This is a genomic window from Leifsonia sp. McL0607 (assembly GCF_049993355.1).
Taxonomy (GTDB): domain Bacteria; phylum Actinomycetota; class Actinomycetes; order Actinomycetales; family Microbacteriaceae; genus Leifsonia.
Genome location: NZ_CP188253.1, coordinates 3,135,229 through 3,147,825, shown reverse-complemented (window position 1 = coordinate 3,147,825; position 12,597 = coordinate 3,135,229). Strand labels below are relative to the sequence as shown.

General features: G+C 70.0%; 13 protein-coding genes. 4 read left to right on the top strand and 9 right to left on the bottom strand.

What is annotated here, in order from left to right:
- Nucleotides 1–90 precede the first annotated feature (90 nt).
- On the top strand, nucleotides 91–300 hold the full coding sequence (locus ACPPVW_RS15230; protein WP_426623926.1) for a hypothetical protein: 210 nt from the start codon (nucleotides 91–93) through the stop codon (nucleotides 298–300).
- Between the two features lie 108 nt (nucleotides 301–408).
- On the opposite strand, the gene ACPPVW_RS15225 is transcribed toward ACPPVW_RS15230, so the two are convergent.
- The 3 genes from ACPPVW_RS15225 to ACPPVW_RS15215 all read right to left on the bottom strand — a co-directional run bounded on the left by ACPPVW_RS15225 (nucleotide 409) and on the right by ACPPVW_RS15215 (nucleotide 4,490).
- On the bottom strand, nucleotides 409–1,281 hold the full coding sequence (locus ACPPVW_RS15225; RefSeq protein ID WP_426623925.1) for a metal-dependent hydrolase: 873 nt from the start codon (nucleotides 1,279–1,281) through the stop codon (nucleotides 409–411).
- 162 nt (nucleotides 1,282–1,443) lie between these two features.
- On the bottom strand, nucleotides 1,444–3,198 hold the full coding sequence (locus ACPPVW_RS15220) for an ABC transporter permease/substrate binding protein (RefSeq protein WP_426623924.1): 1,755 nt from the start codon (nucleotides 3,196–3,198) through the stop codon (nucleotides 1,444–1,446).
- Nucleotides 3,195–4,490, bottom strand: coding sequence for a quaternary amine ABC transporter ATP-binding protein (locus ACPPVW_RS15215; protein ID WP_426623923.1), 1,296 nt, complete (start codon nucleotides 4,488–4,490; stop codon nucleotides 3,195–3,197). Before ACPPVW_RS15215 ends, ACPPVW_RS15220 begins: the two co-directional genes overlap by 4 nt.
- Before the next feature lie 428 nt (nucleotides 4,491–4,918).
- On the opposite strand from ACPPVW_RS15215, the gene ACPPVW_RS15210 reads away from it, so the two are divergent.
- Nucleotides 4,919–5,200, top strand: coding sequence for a hypothetical protein (locus tag ACPPVW_RS15210; RefSeq protein WP_426623922.1), 282 nt, complete (start codon nucleotides 4,919–4,921; stop codon nucleotides 5,198–5,200).
- An 85-nt stretch (nucleotides 5,201–5,285) separates the two neighbouring features.
- On the opposite strand, the gene sufU is transcribed toward ACPPVW_RS15210, so the two are convergent.
- Together sufU and ACPPVW_RS15200 are read right to left on the bottom strand one after the other, a co-directional pair.
- Nucleotides 5,286–5,723, bottom strand: a complete 438-nt coding sequence (sufU, locus tag ACPPVW_RS15205) for a Fe-S cluster assembly sulfur transfer protein SufU (protein ID WP_426623921.1) — start codon at nucleotides 5,721–5,723, stop codon at nucleotides 5,286–5,288.
- Entirely contained in the window at nucleotides 5,720–7,000 is a 1,281-nt protein-coding gene (locus ACPPVW_RS15200; RefSeq protein ID WP_426623920.1) for a SufS family cysteine desulfurase, read from the bottom strand. Before ACPPVW_RS15200 ends, sufU begins: the two co-directional genes overlap by 4 nt.
- A gap of 116 nt (nucleotides 7,001–7,116) precedes the next feature.
- Here ACPPVW_RS15200 and ACPPVW_RS15195 point away from each other — a divergent pair, with 116 nt between their 5' ends.
- The gene (locus ACPPVW_RS15195; protein ID WP_426623919.1) at nucleotides 7,117–7,314 is read left to right on the top strand and encodes a hypothetical protein; all 198 of its coding nucleotides are present in this window, start codon (nucleotides 7,117–7,119) and stop codon (nucleotides 7,312–7,314) included.
- 49 nt (nucleotides 7,315–7,363) lie between these two features.
- A complete protein-coding gene (locus ACPPVW_RS15190) occupies nucleotides 7,364–8,149 on the top strand; it encodes an alpha/beta fold hydrolase (RefSeq protein ID WP_426623918.1) in 786 nt (261 codons plus the stop codon).
- A 279-nt stretch (nucleotides 8,150–8,428) separates the two neighbouring features.
- Here ACPPVW_RS15190 and ACPPVW_RS15185 read toward each other — a convergent pair whose 3' ends face one another.
- The 4 genes from ACPPVW_RS15185 to ACPPVW_RS15170 form a co-directional block, all read right to left on the bottom strand.
- The gene (locus ACPPVW_RS15185; RefSeq protein ID WP_426623917.1) at nucleotides 8,429–8,902 is read right to left on the bottom strand and encodes a hypothetical protein; all 474 of its coding nucleotides are present in this window, start codon (nucleotides 8,900–8,902) and stop codon (nucleotides 8,429–8,431) included.
- Nucleotides 8,903–9,050: 148 nt separating this feature from the next.
- On the bottom strand, nucleotides 9,051–10,007 hold the full coding sequence (locus tag ACPPVW_RS15180; RefSeq protein ID WP_426623916.1) for a ketopantoate reductase family protein: 957 nt from the start codon (nucleotides 10,005–10,007) through the stop codon (nucleotides 9,051–9,053).
- A complete protein-coding gene (locus ACPPVW_RS15175) occupies nucleotides 10,004–10,858 on the bottom strand; it encodes an alpha/beta fold hydrolase (RefSeq protein ID WP_426623915.1) in 855 nt (284 codons plus the stop codon). Before ACPPVW_RS15175 ends, ACPPVW_RS15180 begins: the two co-directional genes overlap by 4 nt.
- Nucleotides 10,855–12,570, bottom strand: a complete 1,716-nt coding sequence (locus ACPPVW_RS15170; RefSeq protein WP_426623914.1) for a DUF885 domain-containing protein — start codon at nucleotides 12,568–12,570, stop codon at nucleotides 10,855–10,857. Before ACPPVW_RS15170 ends, ACPPVW_RS15175 begins: the two co-directional genes overlap by 4 nt.
- Nucleotides 12,571–12,597 lie beyond the last annotated feature (27 nt).

Here is a 12,597-nt window from a genome sequence, read left to right as displayed (position 1 = left end):
CGTGCGCCGCCAGCAACCGACCGCGCGGGTTTAGTCGGTCGACCTCGTCGTCTGGGCTGACGCGTCACGCGGCGGCGTACAGTGCTCCGCATGACGGACAGACACGACGAGCCGCGCGACGCGCACGACCTGGCCGACCGGGTGTCCGAACTCGGAGAGACGCCCGAGGCCGCTCTGGAGGAGGTCGCCGGCCGAAACGCGTCGCTCGAGGAGCGTCTTCCGGAGGAGGAGCTGGGCGGCGACCGCGGCGACGGCGAGGATGCTCGCAGGACCTTCGACCTGCCCCACGGCGAGGGGTAGCAGGCGCCCTCGGCGAGCGAGCAGACAGTACGGCGGCAGAACGCCGAGGGGCACGTTAACGCCCCTACAGCCAAGTTTTAGGGGCGTTAAGGTGCCCCTCGGCGGATTTCAGGCCCGCTCGACGGTCGTGCGCATCGTGAGTGAGTACGCCGCGGGGTCGTGGTCGAGCTCGACCCGGATCGCGGACAGTCCGCCGAGCGACCGGAGGTGCGTTCCGCCGCAGGGGATTTTGACAGTTCCCTCCGGGAGGTCGGCGCGCCAGCGGCGGCGCTCACCCAGACGGTCGCCGTCGCGTTCGATCGCGATGGCCACGCCGTCTCCTGCGGCCACCCACCGCGCGAGCAGCGCGTTCGCGGCTTCCGTCACCCCGGCGAGCGCCGCGGGGAGATCGGCTGCGGCAAATCCCTTCTTCCGCAGGCTCTTGCCGATGCGGTACTCGTCGAGCGAGCTGTCGGGGAGGATGCGGGAGGAGGCGATGGCGAGCTGATCGAACGCGGGTTCGCCGCGTCCGTCGACCGGGACCTCCTTGGTCCACAGCGGGCTGAGCGCGTCGTCGAGGGCGAGGGATGCGAGGTGGCACGCCGTGTGCCCGGTCGACAGCGCGCGTCGGGTCTCGGGGTCGACCTCCACCTCGACGATCGCGCCCGGTACGATGCCGCTGGCGTCCTCGACGAGGTGGCAGACGACGAAGGCCCACCCGGGCGTGCCGGTGCGCACGGGTGCGTCGCCGACGTGGAGGGTGGTGCCGTCGGTCGCGCCGACCACGGCGCCGACGACGGGAACCGAACGACCGTCGACGAGGAGCACGCCCGCGTCGGCGGGCTGGTCGGGCCAGACCGGGTCGACGGGGTGGAACGCGGTGCGGTCGAGTATCACGGCGGTGAGTCCGTCGTGGAGCGGCTGGAGGTGCAGCACGGTTCCGGTGGACGCGAGGTCGCCGTCGGGATAGGTGACGACGGTGTCGCCGGCGGGGAGGCTCATGCTGTCAGCCTACGGCTCGGGAGTCACGCCCTCGGCCGGCGGCGCGGCGGGGGAGCGGCCCACGACACGGTCGCCCTCCGCGCACTGCGCAGTCCCTCGACTGGCTGTCCGCGGAGGGCATCGGCCCGTCCGGCTGAGTGAGCCCTTCCGGACCGGTGAGCGCTACCGGGTGAGCGCGTCCACGTACTCGGCGTGCTCGTCCATCCACGTCGCCACGATGCGGTCGTACTGGCCGGAGTCGGCACCGCTGTTGAACATGGCGTTCTCGAGCGAGTAGAGCAGGTCGGAACTCATCCGGAACTTCTCGATCCACTCGGCGACCTCCGGGTGCTCCTTCGGGAAGCCGGTGCTCGCGATCGAGTGAATCGACTCGGCCGCGCCGAGCGTGCCCTTCGGGTCCTTCAGATCTTTGAGGTCGAACTGGTCGTAGGCCCAGTGCGGCCGCCAGAGCGTCACCGCCACGTTGTCGCCCTTCTTCATGGCGCTCGACAGCTCGGCGAGCATCGCCGGCGTCGAGGAGGTCACGAAGTCCAGGTTCTGGAGGCCGTACTGCGGGATGACCTTCTCCTGCACCGCCTCGGTGAGGCCGGCGCCGGGCTCGATGCCCACCAGCCGGTCGCCGAACGTCGAGGAATGTGACGCGAGCTGGTCGAGCGAGTCGATCGGGGCGTCCTTGTTCACCGCGATGGTGAGCTTGGCTTCGTCGTTCCAGGCGCCGAGGTCGGTGAGGTGCTTGCCGTACGTCTTCAGGTACTGGGCGTGCGTGGTCGGCATCCAGCCGTCGAACGCGATGTCGTAGTCGCCGGTGCTGAGGCCGGCGAAGGCGGGGCCGGCGTCGGCGTACTCGAAGTCGACCGTGTAGCCCTCCTTCTCGAGCACGTGCTTCCACAGGTACGAAGCGGCCTCGCCCTCCGGCCAGCCGTTGAAGACGGCGACCGTGACGGTCCCCTTTTCGCCGCCGGCAGTAGAGGCCGCGGTCATGGCCGTCCCGCCGATGACGACGAGCAGGGCCGCGCCGAGCACGGCCAGGGCCCGCTTCGGCATCCGGAGCCGCGCTCGCCCGGCCGCTGCGGTCAGCCGGTCGAGGATGATCGCGAGGATCACCACGGCGACGCCCGCCTCGAAACCGAGACCGACATCCACGCGGCTGAGCGCCTGAACGATGTCGCGCCCGAGACCGCCCCCGCCGACCATGCCCGCGACGACGACCATCGAGAGCGAGAGCATGATCACCTGGTTGACGCCCGCCAGGATCGACGGCATCGCCAGCGGCAGCTGGATCTGGCGCAGGATGCGCCCGGGCGGCGAGCCGAACGCGCGGCCGGCCTCCACCAGCTCGGAGTCGACGCCGCGGATGCCGAGCTCGGTGAGCCGGACGCCCGGGGCCATCGCGAATACGATCGTGGCGACCATGCCCGGAACGACTCCGACGCGGAACAGGATCAGCGCCGGGATCAGGTACACGAACGCGGGCATCGTCTGCATGAAGTCGAGCACAGGCCGGATGACGGCCGACGCCGTCTTCGACCGCGCGGCGAGGATGCCGAGCGGGAGGCTCAGCGCCACGGCAATGGCCGCCGAGACGAGCACCAGCGCGAGGGTGTCCATCGCGTTCGACCACTGGTCGATGCCGGCGATGAGCAGCAGCCCGACGACTGTGCCGGCGCCGAACACCCATCCGCGCAGCCAGACCGCGAGGATCGCGAAGATGAGGACGACGCCCCAGAACGGCGGCGTCTGCAGCGCCCAGTCGACGCCGTCGAACATGCCGGCGAAGGCGACGCGGATCGCGTCGAACACGCCGCCGAAGGTCGTCGTCACGAAGTCCACGACGTGGGTGGCCCAGTCGCCGAGCGGGATGACGCGGGCCGGGGCGACTCCGGTCGCAGCTGTTCCCATCGCAATGAGGGCGGTCATGCGAGCACCTCCGCCTCGTCGCCCGTGGTCTCTTGCAGGGCCAGCGTCATCGCGTCCACCGACACGGTCGCCGGAGGTTCGACCACCACCGGGATCTCGGTCGTATCGCTGCTGACGTTGCCGAGCGCCGCGAGGAGCGTCACCCGCGGGATCACCCCGAGAAGTCGGTGCTCGTCGTCGACCACCGCGAGCGGGAGGGCGCTGCCCACGGCCGGCTCGACCAGTTCGCTGAGCACCTCGTCGCGCGACACTGTCGCGATGTCTTCGGTGATGGCCTCGGTGAGGTCGGAGCGGCCGTCGCGCACCTGGCGCATCACGTCGCGGTCACGGACCGCTCCGAGCAGCCGACGGCCCTGACCCACCACGAAGGCGGTAGAGGTCTGGAGGTCCCGCATCGTGCGCATGGCCGCGCGCGGGCCTCCCGCGACGGTGACCAGCGCACGCGCCGGCTCCATCACGCTCGCGGCCGTCAGCACGCGGGCGCGGTCGACGTCCTGCACGAAGCTCGCCACATAGTCGGTGGCCGGGTCGGTGAGGATCTCCTCCGGCGTGCCGGTCTGCACGATGCGGCCATCGCGCATCACCGCGATGCGGTCGCCGAGGAACATCGCCTCGTTCAGGTCGTGCGTGATGAACACGATGGTCTTGCCGAGCGAGCTCTGCAGCTCCAGAAGCTGTTCCTGCATCTCGCGCCGGATCAGCGGATCGAGGGCGGAGAACGCCTCGTCCATCAGCAGCACGTCGGTGTCCGCGGCCAGTGCCCGGCCGAGGCCGACGCGCTGCTGCATCCCGCCGGAGAGCTCGGAGGGCAGCTTGTCACCCCAGCCGGCGAGGCCGACCAGCTCCAGGACCTCCGTGGCGCGGGCGCGCCGCTCGGCGGCCGGCATCCCCTGCACCTCCAGCCCGTACGCGATGTTGTCGAGCACCGTGCGATGCGGAAGCAGAGCGAAGTGCTGGAACACCATCGAGATGTGCTTCCTGCGGACCTCCCGGAGCGGCTTCGCAGGCAGGCCGGTGATGGTCGTGCCCATGACGGTGACCTCGCCGGCGGTCGGCTCCAGCAGCCCGTTCAACACCCGGATGAGTGTGGACTTGCCCGAGCCGGACAGCCCCATCACGACGAAGATCTCGCCGCGCCGGACCGTCAGCCCCGCATCGATGACGGCGGCCGTTCCGAGGCCCGTCACCTCGCCTCTCGTCGCGCCATCGCGGAGCCGGCGGACAGCCTCCTGCGGTTTGCGTCCGAAGACTTTGAAGATGTTCTTCGCCTCGACGGCGATCGTGTTGCTCAACGTGTACTCCGAGACGCGCACTCGCCCCCGCGAGCCGCGCACTGTGGTTGCGCCCGGGCAGGAGGCATGTGGCGACGGCAGCCCGACTCGAGCGCGGACCCTCCGCGCGAATCGCCATCGCTGGCGCGACCATCGGGGTGCGCCCATGCCAGCCGACCATACGATCCCGCCGGGCCACCTGTGCGGCCACACGGCCCGGATCGCGGGCTGGTTCTCCCGGTTTGTCATGCCATTCGGCACGCCGGGCCGCCTTCGACATTATCAGTGATCTCGCAGCGATGGCCAATCGAGCGTGTGAGCATCCACAGGTTCTGCCCTGGCTGGCGCGCCTCACGAGACCGACGGAGGCCAGGCACGGGCGCGTCCCGCCGCAACAGGCCGTCATCTTCGTGGCGACGGACGCCGCCGGCGAGGTACAAAAGGCCATCATGTCGCGCATCTTCACGAGCAAGTTCAACCCGGGCCGCGCCCGCTGGGAACTGGTGGTGAGTCCGCGCGGCGATGTCTACGCCTTCCCGCTCACCCTCCCGATCGCGCAGCGCCAGGTACTCGGCGGGCACAAGCGCTACCTGGTCGGCCGCGTCGCCAAGCAGCGCGAGACCTGGACGGCCGCCGGCCCCTCCGGCCTGGTCTTCGGCACCACCTTCCCGACGCTGCCCTCCGCCCTGGAGGCCATCGCCGACGAGGTCGACCTCGCGCCCGTCCCCTGAGCACACACGCCGAAGGGCACGTTGTTGTCCCTTCGCGCGTCCGAAAGGGGCAACAACGTGCCCCTCGGCGGGACAGGGACCGCAGTCAGGCGGACTTGAGGAGGGCGTCCTCCAGGGCCACCCAGGGGAGCATCGCGCACTTCACGCGCGTGACATAGCGCGAGACGCCGGCCAACGCGACGGCGTCGCCGAGCAGCTCCTCGTCGCCGTCGAGCGCACCCTTGGACTGCATCAGCTCGCGGAACGCCGCGATCGACGCGGCCAGCGTCGCGCGGTCGGTGTCGTGCACGAGGTCGCTCAGCAGGGAGGCCGACGCGGTCGATATCGAGCAGCCGTGCCCCTCCCAGCTGATCGCGTGGACGCGGCCGTCCGCTCCCGGATGCACGCCGACCGTCACCTCGTCGCCGCAGGTCGGGTTCAACTGGTGCGAGCTCGCCGCGGCGTCGTCGCGCAGGCCGAAGCCGTGCTTCTCGCGCGCGTGGTCGAGGATGACCTGCTGGTAGAGGTTCTGGAGGTCGCTCATCGGTCGATCACACCGAAGAATTCGCGCGCGTCGGCGACGGCCTCCATGGCCGCATCCACCTCGTCGGCGGTGTTGTAGAGGTACGTGCTGATGCGAGTGGAGGCCGTGGCTCCGAAACGCCGGTGCACGGGCTGCGCGCAGTGGTGGCCCACCCGCACCGCGATGCCGCGGTCGTCGAGGAACTGGCCCACGTCGTGGGCGTGGATGCCCTCCACCAGGAAGCTCGCCAGGCCGACTCGCGGCGAACCCGCTCCAGGACCGAGGACGCGCACGCCCGGGATCGCAGACAGCCCGGCGACGAGCCGGTCGCCCAGCTCCTCCTCGTGCGCCTCGATCGCCGGCATCCCCACCGCATCGAGGTAGTCGACGGCTGCGGCCAGCGCCACAGCCTGCGACACGCGCTGCGTTCCCGCTTCGAAGCGCTGCGGCGCCGGCAGGTACTCGGCGCCCTCCAGCGTGACCGTGGTGATCATCGACCCGCCGGTGAGGAACGGCGGCAGCGCGTCGAGCAGCTCGGTGCGCCCGTAGAGCGCGCCGACGCCGGTTGGGCCGAGCATCTTGTGGCCGGAGAAGACGGCGAAGTCCACACCGAGCGCAGGGAAATCGACCGCGAAGTGCGGAACCGACTGGCAGGCGTCGAGCACCACCAGGGCGCCGTGCTGGTGCGCCAGCTCGACCAGCCGGCCGACCGGGTTGATCGCACCGAGCACGTTGGAGACGTGGCTGAAGGCGACGACTTTCGTGCGCGGGCCGATCAGCTCGGCCGCCTGGTCGAGCCGCAGCAGTCCGTCGTCGGTGAGCCCGATCACCCGCAGCGTCGCGCCGGTGCGCGCGGCCAACTCCTGCCACGGAATGAGGTTGGCGTGGTGCTCGGCCTCGGTGACGACGAGCTCGTCGCCCGCGCCGAGCCGGAAACGCTCGGCCGCGGCGCCGCCGCGTCCGACGGAGGCGTTCGACATGCCGTAGGCGAGCAGGTTGATGCCCTCGGTGGCGTTGGAAGTCCAGACCAGCTCGTCCGCTCGGGCGCCGACGAAGCCGGCGACGCGCGCGCGGGCCTCCTCGAACAGCTCGGTGGCCTCCCCGGCGACGGTGTGAGCTCCGCGGTGCACCGCCGACGTGTAGCGTTCCACGAACGCGCGCTCGGCGTCGAGCACCTGCCGGGGCTTCAGCGAGGTGGCTCCGGAGTCGAGGTAGACGAAGGGGTGGCCGTTGACCTCGCGGGCGAGGATCGGGAAGTCCGAGCGGAGCCGGACCGGGTCGAGGGTTTCGGTGCGCATACTCTGCTCAACGCTACCGGGGTTCGCTGCAATCCCGCCGTGCGTATGACGTGTGAAGCTTCCGCCCAGGTACTCCCTTCCGTAGTCGCTTCGTTCCCGCCGGTAGTGTCGATGGCATGGTCGAACGCACGAACGGCTCCCCCTGGTTCTTCATCGGCGGCATCCTCCTCGTCGTGGTCGGGCTCGCGGGTCCGCTCTTGGTCGACGCCGTCACCGGCCAGGTGCAGTGGATCGTCCGCGGAATCGGCGTGCTCGTGGCGATCGGCGGCGGAGTTCTCATCGGGTTCGGGCTGCGGCGGCGGCATGGGCGCTGAGCGTGTGCTCCCGGTGGACAGGTCGGTCCTCGACGCCTAGGTTGAGCGCATGAGCACCGTCAGGTCTGCGGACCACACGACGATCGCGTACGAGACGGCGGGTTCCGGCCCCGGTGTCGTGCTGGTCGACGGCGCCACCTGCTTCCGCGACTCGGGCCCGATGCGTGCGATCTCCGAGCTTCTCGCACCCTCCGCCACTGTCGTGATGTACGATCGCCGAGGTCGGGGCGAGAGCGGCGACACACCCCCGTACGCGCTCGAACGCGAGATCGAGGACATCGCTGCGCTGATCGACGCGGTCGGCGCGCCCGTTTCGCTGTTCGGGATGTCATCCGGAGGCGCCCTGGCGCTCGAGTCAGCCGTCGCACTGGGTCCCGAGCGCGTGAACCGGCTGGCGGTCTACGAACCCCCTTTCGTGCCGGAGGAGGCGCTCCCCTCCGCTGCAGCGTACACACGCGAGCTGTCCGAGGCGCTCGCCGCCGACGATCGCGACCGTGCCGTGGAGCTGTTCCTGAAACGTGTGGGGGTGCCCGTCACGGCGATCGACACGATGCGCCGGTCGCCGGGCTGGGCATCCCTCGTCGGCATCGCACCGACGCTCGCCTACGACGACGCCGCCTTGGGCGACAGTGCGGTCCCGATCGAACTGGCCGGCGCCGTGCGCGTCCCGCTGCTCGCCCTCGGTGGAGGCGCCAGCCCGGCGTTTCTGCGATACGGCGCGGAGGCCCTCGCCGCCGCCGTCCCCGACGGGGACTGCGCGATCCTGGAGGGCCAGACCCACGACGTCTCTGCGGACGCGATCGCGCCCGTCCTGGCGCGCTTCGCGATGGCGTGACCGAAACGGCTTGCAGGGTGGAACGACAATTCTGCCCGGCCCGCACGGGTGCTAACCTGACCGAGCGCTGGGTACCGAGCAGCTGCTCAGGGGGAACATTAATCGTCGTCAGTCCGTGCTGGTCGTTGTCCTGTTGTCCGTGGTCGCAGCCGCGCTCGTCGGCTTCGGATCCGTCGCCGTGATCGACTCGCTGTCGGGCGCGCCGCAGACGCCAGGCATGCACAGCACGACCTGAGCGCGTCGTCTCACGCGCGTCCTCTCACACGCGTCGTTCGGGCGCTACTCGACAGCCGCGCGGGCGAGGTCGCGCAGTTCGACGAGGCGGCGCGCCGCGCTGCCATTGCCTCCACGCACCGCGATGTGCTGACGCGACGGCGGAGTGAAAGCGGCGTCGAGCGCCGAACTGATCATCAGGAGGTAGAACCGCAGGAGCCGTGAGGTGTCGGCGCGCAGGCCCTCCTGCTCCGGCTCGCAGACCATCCCGTCGAGCCAGCGCGATAGCTGCGTGAAAGCGACCCGCAGCCGCAGCCCCTGCCGGGCCTCCACGACGCCCAACCGCGTGTCCGCCGGACGCGCACCTGTCGGGTGGCCGGGGTCCCCCGCCAGTGCGCAGCGCTCCAGGAGCGCCTCGGCCGCGTCGAGATACGAGACGGCCTCCTCGAGCACCGCCAGCAGCGTGAGCGCACTGAGGCCGTCCTCCGCGAGTGGGTCCGGCGCGGAGCCGGGTCCGTGGAGGCGGGCGAGCCAGCCCATCAGATCGCCCTCCCTCCGCCGAAGTGGGACTGATTGTACGCCCCCTGAACGGCGTCGACAGGAGACTGTGCCAGCCTGATCCCGAATGCTCCTGTCGAAGCGCTGAGCAAGGAGAAACCGAACCAGACCTCCTTATGTGCGCGATCGACTAGGCCGCGGCCCCGCGCGCAACGAACATCGCCAATTCGTCGAGGTTCGCGACCTCGCACACACGGTCGCCGTTCTCGATGTCGTGGATGAGGTCGCCGACTTTCCGGAAGATCGGGCCGTCGAGGTCGCGGAGCATCTCGTCGATCTCCGTCTTGCGTTTGCGCACGGTGAGGTCGCGGTAGATGCCGCTGTGGGTCTTCGCGCTGCGACGGTTGAACGCGGCCAGCCGGTCGAGGGAACTCTCGAGGTCGTCCGGCACGAAGCCGTCGAAGCTCTCCACCGGCACGGGTGCCTGGGACAGCACCTCGCGCGCAATGGCGATCATCACGGGACGGTACCTGGGGTCTTCGAGCGAGTCTGCGATGGAGAGGTCGGAGACCGCACCCGCCCAGAGCATCGCCCCGTATGCCTCCTTGCCCCACAGGTAGCCGAGGACGTTGTCCGTCGCCTCGGCGTACGGCAGGGCGTCCGCGAGCTCCTGGACGCGCGGCGTGATGCTGCCCCCGTCGAGCTCGCCCACACGGAAGGTCGCGATGTTGCCCTGCATGATGCGGCCGGGCCCCATCACGTCCGCACCGAAGTTGACGAAGCTCGACACGACCCTGTCTGCGCCCAGCGCTCCGGTGAGGATGTCGGCGGTGAGGCCGTTCTGAACCGTGAGGACGAAGCCGTCCGCGGACAGGCGTGGCGCGAGCAGGTCGGCGACGGAGCGGGTGTGGTGGCTCTTGACGGCGACGATGGCGCGGTCGAGGGTGGACGGCAGCTCGTCGGGGAGGATGGCGGGCACACGCACTGTGAGCTGGTTGACCGGACCCTCGATGCGCAGACCGTCGCGGTTGATCGCCTCCACGTGAGCGGCGTCTGCGTCGCAGAGTGTGACGTCGTGACCGTCGACGGTCATCAGGGCGCCGATGGTTCCGCCGATCGCCCCCGCACCGATGATGTGCATTCTCATCGGATCACCTCCGGCGCGGGAACCGCGCGGTCGAGGAACGAACGCAGCACACGCTGGAACTCCTCGGCCTCCTCGACCTGCGGCGAGTGTCCTGACTTCTCGAAGACCACGAGTTCTGCGTCGGGGATGAGACGTGCGATGGTCTCGGATGCGCTGACCGGCGTCACCCAGTCCTTGCGGCCGACCGTGACCAGCGTCGGCACCGCGATGGACGGGAGGGCCGGCTTGACGTCGTAGATCGGCCAGTTCTGCTGGAAGCACCAGTTGTGCGACTCGTGACGGTAGATCCCCGCCTCGACGCGAGCGGCCGACTTCTCGGCGTCGTACTCGAAGTCGTACAGCGGGATCAGCTCCGCCCAGCACGCCTTCAGGTCGGCGTCGTCGCGGATCTCGCCGCCCCAGTACCTGTTGAAGTTGTCCCAGTCGATCTCCACCCGGTCCTGCATGCGGGCGTTCTCGAAGGCGAGGGCGAGGTTGCTGCCGTCGGCCGACGTGTCGCGGAGGATGATCGCGGACACGTGCTCCGGATACGCGACCGCGTACTCGAGGGCGATGAAGCCGCCGTACGAACCACCGGCGACGACCACCTTCTCCGCGCCTGCCCACTCGCGGATCGCGTCGACGTCCGCCGCCCACTGCTCGTGCGAGTACGGAGGGATGCCCTCGCTCAGACCGCAGCCGCGCGCGTCGAAGACGATGACGCGGAAGCGGTCGGCGACCGGACCGAACGTCGCCCGCGGCTCGGCGAGCGAGCCGATGCCGCCGCCGCCGTGGTGGGCGATGAGCACGTGTCCGTCTTCCGGGCCGAAGACCTCGACGTTGAGCCTGCATCCATTGATCGTGACGTTCATGCGTGACCTTTCTCGCTGATGACGTCCGCCTGCCAGCGCTGCACGGCGCCGGCGAGCACGGACAGGGGGACGGCGCCGTTTCCGAGTACGACGCCGTGGAAGCCGGGGAGGGTGAACCGGTCGCCGAGCGAGCGCTCCGCGTCCGAGCGGAGGCGGACGATCTCCTGGCGTCCGATCATGTACGCGAGAGCCTGCCCCGGCCAGGCGATGTACCTGTCCACCTCGTTGCGGACGTTCGCCTCGGTGGTGACCGTGTTCTCCCACATGAACTTCATGGCGCGCTCCCGCGACCAGCCGAAGTGGTGGATGCCCGTGTCGATCACCAGGCGGCAGGCGCGCAGGGAGGAGAAGGAGAGCATCCCGAGCCGCTGCAGGTCGTCGGTGTACAGCCCGAGCTCGTCCGCGAGCTTCTCCGCGTAGAGCCCCCAGCCTTCGATGAAGCCGCACAGCTCGGTGTCGAGGTAGCGGCGGTAGCGCGGGATGTCGAGGGTCTGCGCCGTCGCGAGCTGCAGGTGGTGGCCGGGGGTCGACTCGTGGAACGCCAGCGCCTCGTACTCGTACGAGTACCTGCTCGACGGGTCGGTGGTCAGCAGGCAGTGCGCGCCCGGGCGGCTGCCATCCGCCGCCGGCGGACGGTAGTACGCGAGCGCTGCGTGCTCCGCGTCGATGGGGTTGATCTCCTCGATGACGCAGGAGGGGATGTCGACGTGCGGGAACGCGAGCGGGCGCGCGGCCTCCGCCCTGGCCAGCGCGGACTCCGCGACGCCGATGATCTGCTCCCGCGTCTGGAACCTGAGTTCTGGATCGTCGCGCAAACGCTCGCGGATCTCGTCGAAGTCGCTGGTGCCGAGCGCGCTCAGACCGAGTGCACGCCAGTTCTCGCGCTGCTCGGCGATGATGTCGAGCCCGAGCTGATGGATGCTCGCGGCATCCAGCGAGGTCGTGGTATGCCGACGGACGGCGTCGACGTAGACGTCCTCTCCGCCCGGCACGTTCAGGATGCCGACGTGTGCGTCGTCCCTCGCTCCGGCAAGCAAGTCGTCGCGCATCCGGGCGGCGAGGGCGAGCATGGCCGGCCGGATGCTGTCCGCGATGATCCGCTCCGCACGCTCCCGCACCGCGGCTCCTGCTGCGCTTGCGGTCGGCTTGAGCAGCACGTCCTGGTCGAGCGGCAGGGCGGCGTACCCGGTCAGCTGTTGCACAGCGTGGTGGATGCCCACCTGCGGCGCGATCCTGCCGCGGGCGGCTTCGACGGCGTAGCGCTCGCCGAGCGCCGTGAGCGACGCCGCGACGCCGTCCAGCCTCGCGAGGTAGCGGTCGCCTCCGTCAGCGTTCACGATCGTCATCGCCGGGAGTGCTTGGAAGATCAGTGCCTGCCTGCTCACGTAGCTCTTCGCCGACGCGTTCGTGGCCCACTGGGCGTGGTGCGCATCCCGTTCGGCGCCCCAGGTGAGCGTGCCGAGCACCTGATGGTCGATCAGCTCCGCCTCCGACAGATCCTCGGTGGGCAGCCGGTCGAGGTCGGCCGCGATGGCGCGGAAGTCAGCGGCCGCCTGCTCGCTCGCCTCCGCCGAAGGGTCGTTGCTGAGGTGGTCGAAGTCTTGGATGCCGAGCAGCGTCGCGCTGTACGGGTCGAAGGTGTGCTGAGTGGTGAAGTAGCGCCGACCGAGGTCGGCGAGGGCGGCGGAGGCCGCGGTGGAGCTGTCGTTCACGGATGTCCTTGGGTTCGGTCTGCGGGT

Excerpts from the sequence above, each read along its gene's own strand:
- ACPPVW_RS15225 (WP_426623925.1), bottom strand. The coding sequence starts at position 1,281 with ATGAGCCTCCCCGCCGGCGACACCGTCGTCACCTATCCCGACGGCGAC.
- ACPPVW_RS15175 (WP_426623915.1), bottom strand. The coding sequence starts at position 10,858 with ATGAACGTCACGATCAATGGATGCAGGCTCAACGTCGAGGTCTTCGGC.
- ACPPVW_RS15180 (WP_426623916.1), bottom strand. The coding sequence starts at position 10,007 with ATGAGAATGCACATCATCGGTGCGGGGGCGATCGGCGGAACCATCGGC.
- sufU (WP_426623921.1), bottom strand. The coding sequence starts at position 5,723 with ATGAGCGACCTCCAGAACCTCTACCAGCAGGTCATCCTCGACCACGCG.
- ACPPVW_RS15185 (WP_426623917.1), bottom strand. The coding sequence starts at position 8,902 with ATGGGCTGGCTCGCCCGCCTCCACGGACCCGGCTCCGCGCCGGACCCA.
- ACPPVW_RS15190 (WP_426623918.1), top strand. The coding sequence starts at position 7,364 with ATGAGCACCGTCAGGTCTGCGGACCACACGACGATCGCGTACGAGACG.
- ACPPVW_RS15210 (WP_426623922.1), top strand. The coding sequence starts at position 4,919 with ATGTCGCGCATCTTCACGAGCAAGTTCAACCCGGGCCGCGCCCGCTGG.
- ACPPVW_RS15200 (WP_426623920.1), bottom strand. The coding sequence starts at position 7,000 with ATGCGCACCGAAACCCTCGACCCGGTCCGGCTCCGCTCGGACTTCCCG.
- ACPPVW_RS15220 (WP_426623924.1), bottom strand. The coding sequence starts at position 3,198 with ATGACCGCCCTCATTGCGATGGGAACAGCTGCGACCGGAGTCGCCCCG.
- ACPPVW_RS15230 (WP_426623926.1), top strand. The coding sequence starts at position 91 with ATGACGGACAGACACGACGAGCCGCGCGACGCGCACGACCTGGCCGAC.
- ACPPVW_RS15195 (WP_426623919.1), top strand. The coding sequence starts at position 7,117 with ATGGTCGAACGCACGAACGGCTCCCCCTGGTTCTTCATCGGCGGCATC.